This is a genomic window from Christensenella massiliensis (genome assembly GCF_040409835.1).
GTDB classification, from domain to species: Bacteria; Bacillota; Clostridia; order Christensenellales; family Christensenellaceae; genus Christensenella; species Christensenella massiliensis.
In genome coordinates this window covers 2376251-2397307 of sequence record NZ_CP117826.1, presented here as the reverse complement: position 1 = coordinate 2397307, position 21057 = coordinate 2376251, and the positions used below count along the sequence as shown (strand labels likewise).

Here is a 21057-nt window from a genome sequence, read left to right as displayed (position 1 = left end):
AGCACGAAAGTGTCATAGTGGGTCAAATACTTTTCCAAAGTATTCTCCCGGCGCTCCCTGCGGCACGCAGCGAAAGGAAGGTGAAGTTCATGCCCAAACCAGACCGTACCGTCGTGCGCAACAAGCCTTACACGAAAAAAGCAATCGGTATCCGTGAGCGGCACAACGAGCGGAAGAACGAATCGTACAGCAACCCGGACGTCATACCGGAGCGGAGCGGAAACAATGTATATTTCAAAAAGTGCGAAGGGACCTATGCGCAGGCCTTTGACAGGCTGGTACAGGACAAGGTCGTCAGCACACGTGGACTCAGGCAGGACGCCAACGTATTCGACGAGATGGTATTCGACGTCAACACCGCGTACTTTGAGCGGCACGGCGGCTATGCGTATGCCGTAAGGTTCTACCGGGAGGCATACAAGCTCGCCGCAGAGATCGCGGGCGGCGAGCAGTACATTATCTCGGCGGTCATGCACGCGGACGAGCGGAACCGCAGCCTGTCCGCCGAATACGGATATGACGTATATCATTACCACCTGCACGTCGTGTATATCCCTGTAGTGGAAAAGGAGATCCGGTGGACAAAGCGGTGCAGAGACAAAGCCCTTATAGGCAAGGTCAAGGAGGTGGTTCATCAGGTCAGCCATTCCAAGAAATGGGGATCGAGGAAAATGACGGACGAACGCGGAAACACGATACGGGACGGGAAGGGGAAGCCCCGTCTGGTACATCCGTACAGCCTGTTGCAGGACAGATTCTACGAACACATGAGGGACGCGGGATATACGGATTTTGAACGCGGGGTGCGCGGGAGCACCGCGGAGCACTTATCCGTACTGGATTACAAGTTGCGGCAGGAGCAGGAGAAAGTAAGAGAAATGGAGCGGAAAGCGCGGATGCGGCAGCAGGAACTGGACAGGATCGAACAGGTACTGGAGCCCAAACGGGAGGTATATAAGACCTTTTATGAATTGGAACATACCGGAAAGAAGAAGATCTTCGGAAAGGTGGAACTGACCGGGGAGGAATTTGAGGGGATGCTCACGCTGGCCAAGGAGGGGATCGTGTCTCGCTCTACAATCCCGGAATTGAGGCGGGAGCTGGCGGAGAAGGAATGGAAGCTGCGGGATCTGCGAGGAGACTTTGACCGGCTATGGGAGAGTACGCGGGATTTCTTTCGGGCGGTGAAGATTGCGCCCAAAAGAGTAAAGGAATTATTGGAAGACATTTTTGCCAAAGACCGTGCGGAACGGGAGCGGGAGCGGCAGATGCGCAGGGAAAGCCGCAGCCGCAATAACGCCCCGATACGGTAAGTACCTTGAAAACTGAATAGAGTCTGACAACTGAATACGGAGGGATACATGGTAAGGAAGGCAAAGGAGGAGAAAATACCACAGTACGAGATCGACACACTGGCTCGCTGCCTGCTCCCGGAGATACAAAGATTCTTTGAGAGCGAGGAAGGTCAGAAAGAGTTTCGGGAGTGGAAGCGGAAACAAAAATTAAAGAAAAAGAAAATCGGGTAATATGAATTGGCGGCCGGTATTCATATAGATACCGTCCGCCTTATCATTGGATACTCTGACTTAGGTTAAAGTTTCCTTAGCACTTCGAAATCTCCAAATTGGTCATTATTCATTCCCGATATTATTTGTGTATATGTACTAAACTCGGCTGATAAACTATACAGTTTTACCTCATCGCCATATATCAACGCCACTTTTATCATATCAATATCCAGATGGATATCCAATCTGCTTTTGGGTAATGTTGCTACAGCAATCTGGAATTTCTCCATCATATCTAATCCTCTCACCTATATTATAAGTATATCATATCGTTCTTGCAATCTACGTATTATAGGGGATTATTCTCTGATTATCTCATTAAGGATAACTTCCTCCGCCTGCGCTTTAATCGCATTCATCGTTCCAACCCACGCCATTTGATCGTGCGCTTTCAATTCTTCGTCGATGCCTTGCTCTTTTGCAATCTGGCAGGTATATTCCCATATCCGATCCAGCACTTCCTTATTCAATTCACATAGATAATCTTCCAGACTACCCGAAAAGAGAAGCTCTGTGTATAAATCTTTCCGGTGCTCCTTGATGAATACAAGCCGCATCCGTCCGTACCTGCCGATTTTTGATTCATTGATTTTGATTCTGCTCATTTTTTACGCCTCCGTTTGATTGGTTTTTTATCTTCAGAAGGCGCTAAGAAAACAATAAATCCGAACCCTTCTCCGATTGGGATCAGGTTCGGATTATCTTGGTTTGGTGTGCCCGGGAGGATTCGAACCTCTGGCCTCAGGAGTCGGAGTCCTGCGCTCTATCCAGCTGAGCTACGAGCACATGAAACTGCCGGAAAGGCAGTCTTATAACACTTTTGAGAGGAAGTCCTGCAAGCGTGCATTTTTTGGCGAACCGAAAAATTCCTTTGGCGGCGCCTGCTCAAGAATCTTTCCCTCATCCATAAACAAGCAGCGGGTCGCAACTTCTTTCGCAAATCCCATCTCGTGCGTAACGACGACCATCGTCATCCCTTCGTCGGCAAGCGCATGCATAAAATCAAGCACTTCTCCAACCATTTCAGGATCAAGCGCGGATGTCGGTTCGTCAAACAACATCACATCCGGATTCATAGCAAGCGCGCGCACGATAGCGACACGCTGCTGCTGCCCGCCCGAAAGCTGAGAGGGATATGAATCTATTTTATCCGATAATCCGATTCTTTTCAAGAGGGATTCTGCACGTTCCTGCGCTTCTTCTTCAGTCATCAGGCCGAGCTTCAAAGGTGCAAGCATGATATTCTGTCCAACCGTCTTGTGAGGAAACAGATTGAACTGCTGAAATACCATTCCCATTTTCTGGCGCACCTTATCGATATCCGTATCCGGCGCAGTCAAAAGCTTGCCTTCAAACCAAATCTCCCCGCTCGTCGGGACCTCAAGCATATTCAGGCACCGCAGAAACGTAGACTTTCCGCTGCCCGACGGCCCTACGATCACGACCTTTTCGCCGCGTTCGATATGTTCGTCGATCCCTTTCAGAACCATATTGTTATGAAACTGTTTGCATAATTCCTTTACAATAATCATTCGTTCTACCTCACATCGCTCTGAGCAAGCTTTTTCTCCAATTTACGCAAAGCCCATGTAATCAGCATTACGATGCCCAAATAAACCAGAGCGATAAAAATGAGCGGTACAAAGGCGTCCATCGTCCGCGAACGCACCAGCTCTGCCGCACGCGTCAGATCCTGTACCGCGACATAACCGACGATCGACGTTTCTTTAAACAGCACAATAAACTCATTCCCCAAAGCGGGCAGAATATTCTTGATCGCCTGCGGAAAGATGATCGTCCGCATCGTCATACCGTTCGTAAGGCCAAGCGAACGTCCCGCTTCCATTTGCCCCCGCGGAACAGCCATGATCCCCGAACGAACGATCTCTGCCACATAAGCGCCACTGTTGATACCGAACGCAAGTGCGGCTACATAAGGAGCCATCTCGATCGGGGCCGCAGCAAATACGATATAATACATGATCAGGAGCTGTACAAGCACCGGCGTTCCGCGAATCACCGTCAAATAAATATCGCAAATTACATTCAGCCATTTCAGGCGTTTATTACGCGCCGCATTCACCTTTGCAATTGCAACAAAGGAACCGATCACAACGCCCATCAGCACTGCGATGCCCGCAATCATCAGAGTAACGAGCAATCCGTCGAGGAACATCGTCCATCGGTCGTTTGCGACCAATGTATTGTAAACTTGCTGTCCCAAATTGTCAAACATATCCCCAAACTCCATTCGCCGTATACAATCAGCTGCTATTTCCTGCGCCAAGTGCGCAAACAAGTTATATTATACTACATTTAGAGTTAAAAAAAAAGTTGTGGAAGAAAATTCTTCCACAACTTTTTTGCTTGAACTTATTCGGCTTCCGTTGCTGTACCGGAATAAAGGTCAAAATGCTTCTGCGTCAGAGCTTCCATTTCTCCGGACATATCTGTCAGCACTTTATTGATGATCTCCAGAAGGTCTGCAGACTGCCCTTTCGGTACAGCCATTGCATACTGCTCTGTCGTCAGGACATCATCGTACACCATCAGTGCGTCATTATTCGCTACAATGCTTTGTGCCGGAAGCTTATCGACAACCACTGCATCAAGTCTGCCATTCGCAAGGTCCATCCCGGCCTCAAGAGCGCTCTTATACTGCTTTACCGTCGCTCCCTCTACTTCAGACATAAACAGGTCGCCCGTTGTACCAAGCTGCACGCCTACAGTCTTTCCTTCCAGATCTTCTACTGTTGCAGCCGCAACCTTCGGATCGTCTTTTGTCACAATTACCATCTGGTTGGAGGTTGCATATTCATCCGAGAAATCTACGCTCTGCTGGCGTTCTTCCGTGATCGTCAGGCCCGCTGCCACAAAATCACCTTTCCCGCCATTCAGCGCGGGAATCAATCCGTCAAAGTCCATGTCAACGACAGTTAACTCGACACCGAGTTCATCTGCGATCTTCTGTGCAATCTCGATATCCACACCTGTCGGCTCGTTGTCGTCTCCAAGGTATTCATAGGGAGGGAACTGCGCATTCGTCAGAAGCACAAGCTCGCCCGCTTCTTTGATCTTATCTACCGCGCCGCCCGCTGTTCCGGCATCAGCCGATGCTTCCGCACTTGCGGAGCCTTCCGCCGCAGCCGGCTCCGAAGGAGCAGCAGATTCCTCAGCCGCCGGTGCGGAGCATGCCGCAAACACCGATACGGCCATCAATACCGTCAGTACCAAAGCAATAATCTTTTTCATTTCTTTCCTCCAAATAAATATTTAAAACTCATAATGTATAATTATACATTATTATTCAAAAAAATCAATACCTTTATACAAAAATTGAATAATTTTTAGTCTACTCCTAAAATGTGATGCATATCCTCTGAAATCGCACCATATAATTTTTTCGCCTGTACTTCATCCTCACATCTAAGCGAATAATAAATCTTCATCTTGGGCTCCGTTCCGGATGGACGCACTACGACCGAGCTGCCGCCCTCAAGCAGATATCCCATCACATCCGACTTTGGCAAGCTGATCACGCGTATTCCCTGCTCTCCGTGCTCCTGCGATGCAAGGTAATCCGAGCTTTTTACTACTTTTATACTTCCTATATCGGAAATTTCCCTGCTGCGCAGCCCCCTCATGATTGCAGACATACGCTGCATTCCGGCGGCGCCTTCAAACGTAAAGCTCTCCAGCTTATCATAAAAATAGCCATATTCGGCATATAACTCGTTCAGTCTGTCGATCAAAGTCTTTCCTTGTTCATGGTAATAGGCTGCCATCTGGCAAATCAGCATAGACGCATTGACCGCATCTTTGTCCCGAGCATGGATCCCGGAAAGATAACCATAACTCTCTTCAAAGCCAAAAAGATAACGCTCCGCTTCTCCCCGTTTCTCTAAAAGCCCAATCTGCTCCCCGATAAACTTAAAGCCTGTCAGCACATTGATTAAGTGGACTCCATATCGGTCTGCAACGCTCTGCGCCATTTCCGTTGTCACGATCGTCTTTACCGCGACCGGCGCCTTTGGCATCGTTCCTCCTGCTTGGCGCATCATACATATGAAGTCAAATAGCAAAACACCCATCTGGTTCCCATTGATCAGCACATACTTCTTGTCCTGCCGAACACCCGCTCCCACGCGGTCACAGTCCGGGTCCGTCCCCAGCATCAGATCCGCTCCCATTTCTTCACACAGCTTCAGGCCAAGCTGGAGCGCCTCGCGTTCTTCCGGATTCGGATAAGGGCAAGTCGTGAATTTTTCGTCCGGCCGCTCCTGCTCCGGTACGACCGTAATATTCTGAAATCCCGTTTCATGCAAGATCCTCAAAACCGGTTTTAATCCTGTACCATTCAATGGCGTATATACGATCTTGATGTCTCCGCCTTTTTCGTAAAGGCTGTAGCCTTTTACCGCTTCAAAATATGCGTCTATCGTATCATCGTCAATATAGCGGATCATTCCTGTTTCTAAAAAGCTGTCAAACGGGCCTGTCCTGATGTCTTCAAAAATATCCTTTTGTTCGATATATCCGGTGATTTTTTTTGCCGCCTCAAGCGTGATCTGACAGCCGTCCGGTCCATAAACCTTATACCCGTTATATTCCGCCGGATTATGGCTCGCAGTGATCACGATCCCTGCGCTGCACCCGAGGCTGCGCACCGCAAAGGAAAGCATTGGCGTAGGCATCAGTTCTTGATACTGAAATACCCGAATGCCGTTTTCTGCAAATACTTCCGCCGCCGCTTTTGCAAAGCGCTGTGAATTTTTGCGGCTGTCATAAGCGACCGCAATAGAGGGCGCTTCAAACTCAGTATTCAAATAATCTGCAAGCCCCTGCGACGCCTTGCGGACTGTATAGATATTCATACGGTTCGTTCCCGCGCCGATCACGCCTCTAAGTCCACCCGTTCCAAACGCTAAATCTCTATAGAAACGATCCTTGACCGCTTCATCGTTTCCAGCGATCGCCTCCAGCTCTTCGGTAAGCTCAATATCTTCGAGCTTCTTTTCTTTCCACTGTTCATATTGTTCTCTTATCTTCATATCGTCGTCTTTACCGCCTTTAAATTGCCCACTATTCTGCAGCTGCCCATATTAGCGGGAAGAAACAAGCTCATCCCCTTTTGCAGCGGTATCTTATTGCCGTTATAGCTTAAATCTCCTCCCCCGCAGAACACGAGTAAACTTATAAACGTATCTCCATTTACAGCTAAATCAGCCTGTCCTTCTATATGCAAAATCTCTATCTGAAAATCATCGCATTTGATACCGTTGGCATTCTGTTTATATCCGAAATCTTTGCGGCCCCCGAACTGTATCACCTCCGCTGCCTTATCTAAATGCAATTCCCTTTCCTTGCCATATTTGTCTTTCCGCCCATAATCAAATATCCGATAAGTGATATTGGAATTGGTTCCTACTTCAGCCATTAAGATCCCTTTTCCGATGGCATGCACCATCCCCGGCGGAATAAAGAACATATCTCCCGGTGCGACCGACACTTTATTGAGCCTGTCAACAATAGAGCCATCCTGCGCTGCTTTCACGAATTGCTTTTTCGTCATTTCCTCATAAAAGCCATAATAAAGCCATGCGCCCGGTTCGCAGTCTATGACATACCACGCTTCTGTTTTCCCCATATCTTGTTCGTATGTCTGTGCATACAGCATACCGGGATGCACTTGTATCGACAGGAAATCCTGTGCGTCAATATATTTGATCAAAACCGGCAGCTGCTTATCCTTGCATCGCGTACCTAATACCTGCTTTCCATATGAAGCAATGTACTCATTTAGATATTTCCCTTGCCATATCCCATTCTGAATCATATTGGCTTGATCCTGATAGGAACAGAGCTCCCAGCTTTCTGCAATATTTTCATCAGACTGTTTGCCATATTCTTTTTTTAATTTGGTCCCGCCCCATAAATAATTTTTTAGAATAGGCCTTAAGATCAACGGGTACATACTATTTTCGTTACTGATTCTCATAAAACTTTTTAGAAATACAACCTATCTCCGGCGACTTTTTAAAATCTGCGACCAGAATAGCATCTTCTCCTTCTGCCACTATGATATCTTCCACCCCAACGATCACAGCCTTTTTTCGTGTATTTACATAACAGTTCCGGGCATTTATCGCAAGCGCATTTCCTGCGTTGCCATCATCATCCTTTTGGCTCTCTTGGTATAGACTGTAATAACTTCCTACGTCATTCCATCCAAATGAGGCCGGTATGCAATATCCTCTTTGCGTTTTTTCCATAACTGCATAATCGATAGAAACCGATCTGCACTGCTCAAACGCTTTCTTCACATCATTCTGACAGTCTGCATCGATATCTTGAAAGCATTCAAAAATATCCGGGCAATACTTTCGAAATTCTTCTATCATTACGTCAGAGCGGAACACAAACATGCCGCTGTTCCATAAAAAATTCCCGGCCTCCAGATACTTTTCCGCTGTAGTATGATCGGGTTTTTCCTGAAACGCTAATATGTTCTTGACGGATCGGTTCAATTCATATGGTTCACGCGATATCTCGATATAGCCATATCCTGTTTCCGCACGCTCCGGGAAAATCCCAAACGTCACGATCTTCCCCTCTTCCGCCGCTTCTTTCGCTGTATTGAGTGCCTCTCCAAACTGCGCTGCTTCTTTAATAAGATGATCCGAGGGCAGAACGGCCATAATTCCGCCGCCCATTTTTTGTATCTTGAGAGCTGCCCAAAGAATACATGGAGCCGTATTTCTGGCTTCTGGCTCCACCAGTACATGTACTGCATCTCCAAATTGTTCCCGCACGATCTCCGAATACATTTCTCCGGTAAGAATATATTGCCGCTCACGCGGAATTTGATGCGCAATCCGATTGCTGGTCTCAACGATCATGCTGTATTCAGAGAACAGCTTTAAAAACTGCTTTGGAGCTTCTGCCGTGGACAGCGGCCATAACCGTGTACCGCTCCCGCCTGCCAATATTATCCCATATAACAACATATTATCAAAATCCTCTTTAGCCTAACATATCAGCAAAAAGCTTACTCATCTTTTCCCGGGAAAAATTTTGTTTCAGATACTCAATATACTGCTGCCCTGCCTGTATCAGCGCTCCATCATCCTGATACTTCTGTATGATCTGCCGCGCAAATTCTTCCGGAGTGTCCGCCGGAGAGATGATTTTTTCAATTCCCGGAAGTCCTTCTATCCCGATCCCTGTAGAAACGACAGCAATACGGTTATACATAGCTTCTATTGTTTTTCCCTTAATGCCGGCTCCATATCTTAAGGGAATGATGCAGACACGGCTTTTTGCATAATACTCTGCTAACTCGTCGTCCGATACGAAGCCTCTCACAAAAATTTTATTGCCAGCCATCGCCTTCACAGCATCTGTCGGATGTGAGCCTACTACGTTCAGCCGAACCTCCGGCAATTTTTTTTCTACGATCGGCCAGACTTCCTTTACGAACCACTTAAGTCCATCCTCATTCGGCCTGTGCGCAAATCCGCCTACAAATAATAAATCGCGCTTATTTGCGGTATCTATCCTGCCTTCCGGAAAGTTGTCATAAGAAAAAATCGGCATAGTAACAATATCGATATCAAATTCTTTTTTTATGATTCGTCTTTCTTCTTCGCTCAGCATAACGACATGATCTGCTTTTTTCATCAGATCATGCTCTTTCCATCTCCAATTCTCAGCCGATTCCCGAAACGTTTCATCCCCCGTAACTTCATATTCCCGCATTTCACGCAGAAAATGCAGATCATGTCCATAATAAATGACCTTCATTTTCGTATTTTCTTTTATAAAGTCCATATAATTCACCGCAATATGGGGGCGGTTTAGAACTGCCGCTGCAAAATGATCTTGGTTTTCAAGCAGCCATGTTTTCCATTCTCCCTGTGCATAATTGGCTCCGAACAGAACTTCTATCCCCATTTGCTCTAACGTTGTCGTATAGGGCTCTTCATGGCAAAAATTATCCCCAATAAATTTTACATTATATCCCATATCCAACAGTAATTTCAGATAATTAAACACCGCACGCGAACCGGCATCTTTATCATACGTCGGAACATAATGGTCAACTACCAAAATCGCCTTTTTATCTCTGCTGCGGTCTCTGGCCGCAAAAACATCCACTGCATTCTCAAAATGTTCCCGTTCCAATTCAGCGCTCCATTTCTCCCTGAATTTGGTCCGATTCACTTTTTGATAGCTTTTTATACCGCTTTCTTCGCTCGTTCCATTCGACACTCCTTCAAAATGGATCACCTCAGAAAGGGGCTGATACATTACCTTATAACCCCGTTTACGCACCTCAAAGGCAAGATCAGTGTCTTCAAAATAAGCTGGTACGTAACGTTCGTCAAATCCGCCGACCTCATCCCATATATCCTTGCGTATCAGCAAACTCGCGCCGGATACATAATCGGTCTCTTTTACATAATTATATGCCGGCAGATCAGGCTCATTTCCCAGTCCAAAATTCCATCCCGTCGCATCTTTCCAAATAATACCGCCTGCTTCCTGAAGCTTTCCGTCTGCCCCTATCAGCTTTGAGCCCACGATACCTATCTGTTGATCCTTTTCGGCCAAATCAACAAGCGGCTGCAGCCAATTCGTGCAAACCTGCGTATCATTATTCAGGAATAGGATATATTCTCCTGCTGCTTCCTTGGCAGCATGATTGCAATTGCGCAAAAAGCCAAGATTCTCCTCATTTCGGATGACCTTGATATTTTTTATATACTTTTCTATTTTTTGTGTTTTATCGCTCGATACATCATCCGCCACAATCACCTCATACGAGATGTTCCGTGTATTTTTCAGGATCGATTCTATGCAGTGATACGTATAGGCGAACTGGTTATAGACCGGTATAATAATCGATACCTGCACGTCTTTTCTCTCCGGCAAGTACAGAACATCAAAGCTTTTACGCGCTGCGATTTTCTCGACCGCCGTTTTTTCTCTTTTTTCTTGCTTGACCGGCCGAACTGCGCGAAACATCTTTTTCGCCAAATTCCGCCGCCGTGACCCAACCGGAATCAGCTTGTTCTTTATTTTCTGCGTCAGCCGATAAGAACGGGAAGCCTGAATCGCTTCTGCCATATTTTTATAGTACATACACCAGTCATAGTTCTGCTGCTTCTGTATGCACATATTCTCATATTTTTTTTGCAGTTCCTTTAACTCGCTCTTTCTCTTTTTCAGTTCATCATTGATCTCTTCCAGTTCTTTTCGACTCTGCCTTGCTTCAGTCTCCTTTTCATCAACGATCTCTCTTTGTTTCGCGATCTCTTGATCCAGCACTCTAATATGCCGGTTCCTTTCCTCTTCTTCCTCCTGCAGCTGTACGATCCTTTTATTTCTGCTCTGGTAAAGATTATTGTCCGGAACTAAAATATTGCTTTTCAGAGGCAGCTTTATTTCGTCATCCGAACAGCAGGCGATATAATATTTCGCTTGCTTATCCGGAAAATGGCTGACTTTATCAGCAACAGGGTCCTTTCTATTCTCAATATTAGAACACACTTCAAAATATTGGGAATACAGCTTTATATTCCCAAAATACTTTTCCAGAAATGTTATAAACTCATCCTGATAGAATTCCCTGACATGAAATTCATTATGATAATTTGCATCATCAGAATACACTCTGCGGTTCGGCGTCGACAACAATAAATATCCATTCGGTTTTAAGATACGCTTTACTTCATTCATGAAGCAATGCTGTATCTCTTCATCAACATGTTCTATCGTTTCGAATGAAACTACACAATCTATACTCTGATCATCCAGCGGGATTTTTTCGATGCTTGCACATAAAAATTCTAGATTTGGAGAAGCATACTTCCCCTTAGCATGTTCTACCGCTTCGGACGAAACATCCAATCCGTAAACTTTCGCTGCGTTTTCTGCTAAAATCGCACTCCCGTACCCCTCTCCGCAGGCTGCATCCAGTACAGTCAACCCTTTTATCGCTGTTGCTGCGAAATGGTATCTTTGTATATGTTCGATCTCTATTTCTTCGCCTGATATATTAGGTATAAAACGTTCACCTGTAAATTCCATATCGAATATTAATTCCTCTACTTTTAGATAATATTAACGCTGATATCGTCAAATCTCACAAAACCCTGCAGATCTCCGAAATGATTTCCGACTACATTAAAAATATAAGCATCAAAAACCCAATTATGCTGCTTATGGTCCAACAACGTTCCCTCAGCAACAGCAGGCGAAATCGTATAGGTCCCGTCGTTGAGGCGCGGCATTTCAAATTCGAATACATATTGATATCGTCCCTGCTCTTCACAAGCCTGCGTCTGCAATACATAAGTATTTGTTTGGAATATCATGTTTCCTAATCTATCCTTTATAGAAAATCCGATGATCTCATTATGGATCACTTCATGATTTTCTACTTCGATCACTAAACGCACACACATTTTCGGTGCAACGATCTCACGAGCAGCTCCGCTTTTAGCATCGAAAAGACCGATTCCTGTGATCTCTGCTGTTTTATCGCCAAAATTTTCCATATCTGAAGTGATTGCGTTTAACGAATATTTTTCTGCCGTTACAGATGTATTTCTGCTTTTCACATTCAGAATATCCGTCTCACCATCAGCTGCTCCGCCTTCCAAAGTATAATTCATCAGATATGCCTGATATTGCTTGGCGATCTCTACCGGGTCGCCGATCCCCATAAGCTTGCCTCTTTCGATCCAAACCACTCTTTGACAAAACTTCGTTACCGCATTGATATCATGCGTCACTAACAATACCGTTTTGGTGCGACGGAATTCCTCCATTTTTCGATAGCATTTCTGCTGGAACCGGATATCTCCCACCGACAATGCTTCATCAACGATCAGTATCTCCGGATCAACATTGATGGCGACCGCAAAAGCAAGCCGTGCAAACATACCGCTGGAATAGTTTCGAACCGGTTGATGGATATAATCTCCAATATCGGCAAACTCTATGATCCCATCGATCTTCCGGGTGATTTCTGCTCGTGAATAACCCAGCACGGTCCCGTTCAAATAGATATTCTCAATTCCAGTATAGTCCGGATTAAATCCAGCCCCCAGCTCCAATAACGCTGATATTTTCCCCTCGATATTGACTTTCCCTGCCGAGGGGCTCAGTACTCCGGTCAGTATTTTTAATAAAGTCGACTTCCCGGAACCGTTCGTTCCGATGATCCCAACGATTTCTCTTTGATTTACCTGAAAAGAAATATCATTTAACGCATAATAGTCTTCATGATAGCTCTTCCGCGTAATACTCAAAGCTTCTTTCAAACGGTCTACTGGCTTCTGATATAATTTATATATTTTTGTCAAATGTTCAATATCGATTACACATTTGTTCATGTTTTACCTCTGCAATAGCCATTATATAATATCAGCAAAATGCGGCCGTAATTTTCTGAAAAGCAAGATACCTACTACAAATACGACCGCTGAAACTATCCAAAAATATATCGTCAGCGCGCCATGCTCCCAGAAGCCAACTCCGTTTATAAACGAATCACGATATCCCTCTACAATATAATAAAGAGGGTTATACTTCAAGATCGCTACAATACCGGGATTCATATTCGCCGGAGCCCAAAAAATAGGAGTCGCCCAAAAGCCAAGCTGCAATATGATATTGACGATCTGACCGAAATCTTTAAAAAATACAGTTACAGAAGATACGATCCATGACAGCCCTGTCATGAGGAACGTAATGCAGGCTGAATAATAGAAAGCCTGAAACCACATAGGGCTGAATGTATATCCATAGATCGTATAGAGAATAAATAGAAACGCAATAAAAAATATATGGATAAATAGGGATGACAATATTTTGATAAAGGGCAGATTCATAATGGGGAAGCGAATCATCTTCACCAAATAGTGATACTCAAACAAACAATTCGAGGAAGAAAGGATCCCGTCATTAAAATAGATCCACGGGATATATCCCGCAGCAAACCATAAGATGAAAGGAACGTTTTCCACCGGAGGATTTTTAAATCCTACCTGAAATACGAACCAAAAGACCAGCATAGTCATCAATGGCTGCACAAATGCCCAAACCATGCCGAAAAAAGATCCTGCGTATCTCGACTTGATATCGTTTTTTGCTAATTTGAGAACAAGATTTCCATTTGTTCTCATATCATTAACAACTTCGTTAGAGTTTGTTCTATATCCTTGATTTTTTTTATTACCCATTGAACTCCTCTTTGCGAATAGCTTTTGGTCATCAATCGCTTTATTATATCATTCGTACTGCTAAAAATCAAATAACCGAAATCAGAGATACCAGCAATTTGTTAAACCCGCTACAAAAGTAAGAAATACAATCGTCACCGCACCTATTCCCACACAGCTTATTATCGGCATTACCCTTTTCATTCGTTCTTTCCACCGAATGATCATAAAAATCAAAAACGCCAAGGTCGCTCCCCCAATACATAACCCGGCATAAACCGTACCCGGCTCATAGACTACACGGATCGTATGGCTTCCTTCAGGCAGCTTGATCCCTCTCAGCAGCGCATCCGTCAGATAAATTTCGGTCGGCGCGCCGTCTATGTATGCTTTCCATCCATGTGAATAAAGCTCCGACATGACCATGATGGATTCTTTATTCGTTTCTGCATAATATATGATTTCTCCCGGTTCATATCTCTGGACCTCTACAGTATATTCCAACGCATCATCCGATGAGATCAATTCTACGTCGTTTCCCTCGATCACCGCTGTCGTATACGGATCGTTTTGGTTCAATGCTTCCAACGAATCATCGAATGAATCGGAATGCAGAACCTCGTCTGCAAGCCACGCAGCTCCGTAAGCGTTCGGATTTTCCAAGATCACAGATGCCGTTTCATTTGTTGCCTTTATAGAATCATAAAATCCGTTTATTTCGCCGCATTTTGTCAAATTATTCTCTCGGTAGAAGTTCACCATCCATTCATTATCGAATGATTGCAGATAGTTTTTTTCTTCTGCAATCAGATAGCGTATATTCAATAAATTAAGGAATGGGGAGCCTCCCAATTCCTGCTTATAGATATGAAGGCGGAAAAGAACCGGATTCCCATAATTATAGGTGTCATAATAGCCGGCGACATCTGCCTCGTTGATTGGAGCTGCTCCGTCTCCTTGTTCATCGAGTATGCTCATTACCCGATAGGGATCTGTATCTTCCGGCACTATTTCCTCAAACGGATTTTTCTTTTCGTAAATGCCGTCGTTCCTCCCATAGTTATCTAAGTATTCGTTGCTTTCATTCGTTAGGACGGCAACATTCACATTCATTTGCAAAATAACGACTCCAGCTACAGCACCATTCAGCGCAGCCATTAATGCCCGTTTTGCTCCATGCTTTTTACCATATCGATAGAAAAGATAAATCAGAAAAATACAGATGAATAGAAATAAAGAAATGAAATATCCCTTTGAATATTGCTTTATTATCCCGAGCAGAAGTGCGGCAGCAATAGCGACTGCCCCTCCTGTCACACTGATATCCCAAATCTTAAATTTTTGTCCACAACTATCAGCAAAGCAAGAATCGATCCCTGCTCCTGCAAAGATAACTGCCGCAATATGGAGATAGATCAAATATATTTGTGCTTCACGCAGCATATTAAGCAATGGCAGCTTTTGAAATAAATAAGGCAGCCCTATTCCAAATACATATAATAAAGAAATAATGCTGAGAACGATCATAAATTGGGAAAACCGCTTTTTTCTTGATTTGATCAGTCCTATGACCGCAAAAAACATAGCTGTAAATCCTATAAAAAGTCCTCCGATATCTAACCGGCCATTTTCCGGTATCACCAACCCCTTCATTGCGGAGGGTTCAATAATATATTCTGTCATGCTGTCTGTCGTTAAAGCTTCTCCGGGCAGCAGATAGGCAGCGCCTCCATCCACCATACGTATTGTATGTTCTGAATATTGAAAATTGGAAAGGAATGAGGGGGCTGCGATCAATACTCCCGCACAAATCACCACGGCACAAGACAGTAGTATCCACATAGCCTTTTTCCGCTCTCTCCATGAATAAAAAACTGCAAATATTGTGAATACTGCCGCCATAAAAATCACAACAATAATTGGCTGCGCCGGACCGGCCAAAGCCGCCATTCCCATGAAGATCCCGCCGAGTCCGACATATTTCCAATTTTGGGGATCTTCCCATATTTTAAGTAAACACAATAAAATCAACGGGATCCATGCATAAGTCATCAAATTATATTTCCAATGCTGCAATACCAGCATTTCTGAAGATAACATGAACATAACGCCCATGCACAGCGCTGCGATCCTAGAACGCTTGAGCGATCTTCCCAAAATATACATATTCAATCCGCATAGAAAGAAATGGAACAGGGTAAGGGCATCCATTGCAAAGCATGGAAAAGGATTTTCTCCCCATGGAAGCGCCATAAATAAAAGATTGAAAGGATAGAAAATGCCAATCCCCGGATATGCCGCTAATGATGTTCCCGCAAATAAATGTGGATCCCAGAGCGGAAAATCTCCGTTTTTTAAAGTCTCAGCCATAAAATAATATTTTTTATATGTGGCTTCCGCATCCATAGGCAAAACAAAAGTAGCTTTTCCTATAAGAATATCACGGAAAAATATCAACAGCACAAATAAAATAATCAAAACCGCTATGATATCCTTATAGGTAACTATCTTTTTTTCTTTGATACACAGTTGTTTTGTCATCTTTTATTTATTTCTTTCCGCGAGCAATGTATCGATTTTTTGATTCATTGCCCGCACTTCAGCCGCAAGCTCTAACGCACCCATATCCTCATCATATACCTGCCCGTTTTGAACAGCATAATATAAATTGATGTTATCCAGATAAGCAGATCCTTCTTCTATTGTAATCTTTAAATCTTTTTCTTTTAATGCTCCGAGCTCAACCTCATAGTCTCCTGCTTCTGTTATTTCTATCTCTTCTTCGTGTTCCCCTATCTCTATTTTTACCGTAGCGCTCTCATCCGGTATCACGGAAAAGCTGAGTTTATATTCCGTTTCCTGCAAGGGATACATTATATTTTCCTGACTGATTGATCCTCCCTTTTCGATCTTGACCTTTTTATTTCCATCCACTTCTTCTATCCTGCAATCTCCTGCTGTCCTCCAGCCTTTTAAGTCAAGCTCAAATTGAGAATTGTACAAATCATTCATTTTATAGTCACGGTAAGTCCAAAGCGCATATCCGCATGTCTCCTCTACCAAGATATCTGCACTCTCCATCAAAAAATCATCTAATTCATCTTCCCTTACCTGCGCATTGTTTTCAAATCCGGGCGTATTATCTACAAAGATAAACTGATCAATAAATAGCGGTTTCCCGTCTGCCGCCTCCTGAATCGTCTCTATCATATAATCAAATTTTTCGATCGCTTCTTCCGCGCTTACTTTTTCTCCATTATTTTCAAATCCCATGGGGATTCCATAAATAGACGTCGCGTAAGGTGCGTTTCCTGCCGGATACGTCTCTGTATGGAAATACCATTCCGCTTCTCCGTCTGCTCCATATACAACGTCTGCATCTGTTCTTACTTCCATGCCTAACTTCGGATATACTTCCTGCGAGGGGAGCAATATTTTATGGATAAGAATATCATCAAAAAAGCGATTAAATAATTCCATTGCATAATCGCCATCCTGCGGCATAACAGCATCTTCGTATCTTGTTAAATCTTCCTCCTGATAATATTGGCTGACCTCGTCAAGTGAAAATGTATCCTTTAGATATTGGGTAAACCCGGATTCTTGTGCAAGCCTTTTCCGTTCCTCCTGTTCTTTGCCTGCGCTGCTATATTCATGATACACAGCCCAGAAATCTTCCCAGCATATCAGGCTTCCTGAAAGGTTGCTGTACTCCGTGTTCAAGCTCTGGAATTTTCCGACGTAATCAAGCCATGCCGTCATAAACTTTTCTTCTCCGCGCAGCAGGCCTTCATATCTTTGGAGCAGCGGATACTGGTCATCCGCATCAAAATCCCAATAGTATCCGATGCGCAAGACCACATTGAGTTCAAATTCATCGCAGCGTTCGATGATATATCTCAAACGCTCCCATGCCTTTTCATTGTATTGAATCGGTTCGATGCCAGTTTGAAATTCTCCCCATGGAACTGCAAGCATGACCGTATTAAAGCCATCCTCTTTAATCGTTTGCAAATCTTCGTCAAGATGTTCCCATTCGCTGTTCCAAAAATTGAGCGGCCATTCTCTTCCAAAATACCAAGCGGCCTTCACGAAATAATTTTCTTCGCCGACATTTTCTTTTCCATTTCCTGAACAGCTTACCGGTGCAATTAAAACCGTAATGATCAGAATGATTCCAATAAATTTCTTGAAATTATTATTCTTTATCATGGTCATCCTCAATTATCGTTTTTTTCCTAACATATAACCAATAAAACAAAACGAAACAGCCAATACCTATTCCCGAGACTATCGCTCCTAATTTCAGCATCGGAGTTTCATAACGAAACTCTATCTCATGTGCTCCCGGCTGAATAAGGACTCCGGAAAAACCGTAATTTACCGGAATGGTCTCTTGTTCCTCCCCATCCACATACACTCTCCATCCTTTTTCACAAGGGATCGCCGCCGATACGATCCCGGCCTTATCCACGACCGCACTCCCCGTTACTCTATTGTCTTTTGCCGGCTTTTCAAAAAAAACTTCTCCGCAGCCCTTTGCTGTCGGAGTCTCTTCAATATAGGCAAACGCAAATTTTTTCAACTGGAATCTGCCTAACCCCTGCTCACCGAAAGGCTGTATTGCAGTAAAAGTAACGCTTTGCGTTTTATATGGTATTTCTATTATAACATCCCTATTATATTGAGGAAAATAATGAGTTTTATAGGTCTCATACGATTTGTTTCCATTTTGCAAGGTATAGCATACCTGCAGCTCATTGGATTCCATACTTCCTATAGAAAATGAGCAATAAAGATTTTTTCCGGGATTTCCCTCCCATATATCCTGATTTATTTCCAGCACAATAGACGTATCATTATCTTGGGCTACTGCTTGTATCATACCGGGAAAACTATTTTCTTCTATCAAGATATCTCCATAGGTCCATATCCCTTCCTCGGCGATCACCTCGTCCGGCGGCAATCTCTCTACGTGGTCTTCCAAAAATTGGTCGGCGTCAAGAAACGCCTCCTCTGATAGTGACGAATCGCTCACAACAGTACCTGCGCCTAATAAGACCAATTGCTCCAACAATGACTTTGATTGAATATCCTCAGGCCGGATAAAAGTTCCGCATGAATGAAACGTGCCTATCCCATCTGTCAGAATATTTCGATAGGCAGTAACCTCTCCTGCTTGAGCTGCTCTTTGATAGAACTCATTTTCTAAATCGTCATTCCTCGATAAAATATATTTTACTCCTGCAAGAGATTCACGAAATGGATTCTGCATTGCTATTCTCTCATACAAAGAGACGCGCCCTTCCCCTATTGCTATTTCCGGCCAAATATTCTGATAGAAAGCAAGGGATGAATTGCTTCCTAATGAGCTGTATGAGCTGACGCCATAATATTGTTGAGCCTCCGCCTCCTTATAATAAGAGACGTCCGTAAAGTCCTTTTCCATTCGGAAAAAACTATTGTCGTTTTTCTCGATCTCCGCTATTACTTGCTCAATATCCTCAGAATATAAGCGGTCAAGAGCTTCCTGCGTTCCTAAATCACGTTTATTGTTTGTAATATAGGAATCGGCTATCACATTCCCCATTAATAAAATCATCAAACACGCAGTCAGGAGCTGATGGCCATGCGCTTTCCACCATGGCCCGGCTTTCAAGGATCCCTTGCTTTTCTTTCCTAATCTCCACAGCAAAAACGCCATAGCAATGAATACGACGGTATCCGCGATCAAAAACTCTTTAAACCATGCTTCCTCCGCCATCGGGCCGTTTACAATCACTCTATTATAGGTATATAAAAACACCATGACTCCTGCAATTGAGGTTCCAAGCAAAAGCCAGACATTGAGCCGTTTTTCCTTTAAGATACTTTGTAGGCCTACTGCCGAAAATACCGCAAAAAACGGCAAAACACAATAGAAAACTCTGGAGGAAGCCTCTGCGAATCCATTTAATATAATAGATATGGCCGGAGAAAGAATCAAAAGCGCGATCGCCGCTGCGCCTATGATTCGTGCCGCTTTATTTTTTAAAAAATCCTTTTTCCGTAAAAGACCTGCGATATATTGTGGGAATACCAGAAGAAAAAGCAGAGAAAAAAACAGACACGGCATTGTGTAGTAATTAGCTGCCGACAGCGCTAAATTGTTTTCCACCCCCAGCATATTATTAGAAAACATTCTTAATATCGTTGTCTTCAAATCATAGTAGTATTCTGCGTTCGCAAGTTTGTCCGCCAGACTTTCAGATGTTCCTAGCCGTGTTGATTGTGTCAGCATCCCGTAGACGACCGGTAATAAAATGACCGCTGAGACCAATATTCCAATCATGACCGCAAGGATCATCGGCAAGACCTGCTTTAAAAACAATTTCCAGCACACCTTTTCATTGCGTATAACGAAGCGCAATAAAACGTATATAAAATCGACGATCAATGCCATATAAGCAAAATAGACCGCACTGATGCAGCTAATTGCTGTAAATATAGACACCCCAATCAAATATCTGCTTTCTGTGAAGCTTTTTTCTAATGTCCATAACAATAATGGCATTAAGGTAAAATAGGCACCAAAGAAGTAATGCTGCCCCCACAAGGTCAGGAAGCCACAGAAAGCATACATGATACTGGCAAAAATTTTCGGCGCTTCTTCTATCTTCAGCGCGGTAAGAAATAAATAGCAGGTAAGCCCTGCGCCATATATTTTCAAAACCGTCATGATAACAAGAAGAAACGGTATCGTTTGTATCCCCCCGATTATCCCTCCTACATAAAGAATGATTGCATACGGGTCAAAAACGATACTTTGACTCATTAAAACATTGCTGCCCATCCCGGAATGAAAATCCCAAAGCGCCGTATCACCGCTCACGATCTTATTTACAATACCACTGTATTTCATCAAATAGGAATCTCGGGTATCGGAACCTGAAGTCCAAAACAAATAAGGAGTGCCCTTAAATAAAAACTGAAAATATATGATCAATATCCCTATTGTTATCAGCAGCAGTAACCATAGAACAGACTTTTGATATTGCTTTTTAGAATTGCCCAATTCTGTCATTTCGCTTCCTCCAACTCAATGCAACATTTTGTATGAGTTTACAATAGATTATTTATTATAACAAAACTACTATTATTTATCAAGAAAGACGCTAGCTCTGTTCTTTTGATATGATTACATTTTTGAAATATTTATATACTATTTTTGAAATATTTATGATATACTGATAGCGATAATATATTTCGGGAGTTTTTTG

Annotated in this window: 16 protein-coding genes and 1 tRNA gene; 2 read left to right on the top strand and 15 right to left on the bottom strand. The window is 43.7% G+C overall.

Features of this window, described 5'->3' with window-relative positions; translation table 11 throughout:
* Nucleotides 1-89 precede the first annotated feature (89 nt).
* Both PUP29_RS11755 and PUP29_RS11750 read left to right on the top strand, forming a co-directional pair.
* Nucleotides 90-1313 (top strand): plasmid recombination protein, encoded by a 1224-nt coding sequence (locus PUP29_RS11755; protein WP_353423423.1) that lies wholly within the window; start codon nucleotides 90-92, stop codon nucleotides 1311-1313.
* A 48-nt stretch (nucleotides 1314-1361) separates the two neighbouring features.
* Nucleotides 1362-1526: a hypothetical protein gene (locus PUP29_RS11750; protein ID WP_162938948.1), complete on the top strand. Its 165-nt coding sequence runs from the start codon at nucleotides 1362-1364 to the stop codon at nucleotides 1524-1526.
* A gap of 65 nt (nucleotides 1527-1591) precedes the next feature.
* Here the strand turns inward: PUP29_RS11750 and PUP29_RS11745 are convergent, their stop codons facing one another.
* From PUP29_RS11745 to PUP29_RS11675, 15 genes are all read right to left on the bottom strand, one after another.
* Nucleotides 1592-1801 (bottom strand): hypothetical protein, encoded by a 210-nt coding sequence (locus PUP29_RS11745; protein WP_066520104.1) that lies wholly within the window; start codon nucleotides 1799-1801, stop codon nucleotides 1592-1594.
* A gap of 66 nt (nucleotides 1802-1867) precedes the next feature.
* Entirely contained in the window at nucleotides 1868-2173 is a 306-nt protein-coding gene (locus PUP29_RS11740) for a TnpV protein (RefSeq protein WP_066520103.1), read from the bottom strand.
* Nucleotides 2174-2277: 104 nt separating this feature from the next.
* Nucleotides 2278-2354, bottom strand: a tRNA-Arg gene (locus PUP29_RS11735).
* A 23-nt stretch (nucleotides 2355-2377) separates the two neighbouring features.
* A complete protein-coding gene (locus PUP29_RS11730) occupies nucleotides 2378-3100 on the bottom strand; it encodes an amino acid ABC transporter ATP-binding protein (RefSeq protein ID WP_079545570.1) in 723 nt (240 codons plus the stop codon).
* Between the two features lie 5 nt (nucleotides 3101-3105).
* A complete protein-coding gene (locus tag PUP29_RS11725; protein ID WP_353423421.1) occupies nucleotides 3106-3804 on the bottom strand; it encodes an amino acid ABC transporter permease in 699 nt (232 codons plus the stop codon).
* 137 nt (nucleotides 3805-3941) lie between these two features.
* On the bottom strand, nucleotides 3942-4820 hold the full coding sequence (locus PUP29_RS11720; protein ID WP_079545571.1) for a transporter substrate-binding domain-containing protein: 879 nt from the start codon (nucleotides 4818-4820) through the stop codon (nucleotides 3942-3944).
* Nucleotides 4821-4915: 95 nt separating this feature from the next.
* Entirely contained in the window at nucleotides 4916-6619 is a 1704-nt protein-coding gene (locus tag PUP29_RS11715) for a phospho-sugar mutase (RefSeq protein WP_353423419.1), read from the bottom strand.
* Nucleotides 6616-7542: a type I phosphomannose isomerase catalytic subunit gene (locus PUP29_RS11710; protein WP_353423418.1), complete on the bottom strand. Its 927-nt coding sequence runs from the start codon at nucleotides 7540-7542 to the stop codon at nucleotides 6616-6618. Before PUP29_RS11710 ends, PUP29_RS11715 begins: the two co-directional genes overlap by 4 nt.
* 10 nt (nucleotides 7543-7552) lie before the next feature.
* Nucleotides 7553-8575: a mannose-1-phosphate guanylyltransferase gene (locus PUP29_RS11705; RefSeq protein WP_079545576.1), complete on the bottom strand. Its 1023-nt coding sequence runs from the start codon at nucleotides 8573-8575 to the stop codon at nucleotides 7553-7555.
* Nucleotides 8576-8591: 16 nt separating this feature from the next.
* Nucleotides 8592-11660 carry a glycosyltransferase gene (locus PUP29_RS11700; RefSeq protein WP_079545578.1) on the bottom strand — a complete coding sequence of 1023 codons (3069 nt, stop codon included), beginning with the start codon at nucleotides 11658-11660 and terminating at the stop codon, nucleotides 8592-8594.
* A gap of 23 nt (nucleotides 11661-11683) precedes the next feature.
* On the bottom strand, nucleotides 11684-12970 hold the full coding sequence (locus PUP29_RS11695) for an ABC transporter ATP-binding protein (protein ID WP_079545579.1): 1287 nt from the start codon (nucleotides 12968-12970) through the stop codon (nucleotides 11684-11686).
* A gap of 21 nt (nucleotides 12971-12991) precedes the next feature.
* Entirely contained in the window at nucleotides 12992-13762 is a 771-nt protein-coding gene (locus PUP29_RS11690; protein ID WP_353423416.1) for an ABC transporter permease, read from the bottom strand.
* A 138-nt stretch (nucleotides 13763-13900) separates the two neighbouring features.
* Nucleotides 13901-16339 (bottom strand): YfhO family protein, encoded by a 2439-nt coding sequence (locus PUP29_RS11685; RefSeq protein ID WP_079545583.1) that lies wholly within the window; start codon nucleotides 16337-16339, stop codon nucleotides 13901-13903.
* A 3-nt stretch (nucleotides 16340-16342) separates the two neighbouring features.
* Nucleotides 16343-18010 carry a hypothetical protein gene (locus tag PUP29_RS11680; RefSeq protein WP_353423414.1) on the bottom strand — a complete coding sequence of 556 codons (1668 nt, stop codon included), beginning with the start codon at nucleotides 18008-18010 and terminating at the stop codon, nucleotides 16343-16345.
* Nucleotides 17997-20861, bottom strand: coding sequence for a YfhO family protein (locus tag PUP29_RS11675; protein WP_353423413.1), 2865 nt, complete (start codon nucleotides 20859-20861; stop codon nucleotides 17997-17999). The genes PUP29_RS11680 and PUP29_RS11675 overlap by 14 nt, the downstream gene beginning before the upstream one ends.
* Nucleotides 20862-21057: the final 196 nt, after the last annotated feature.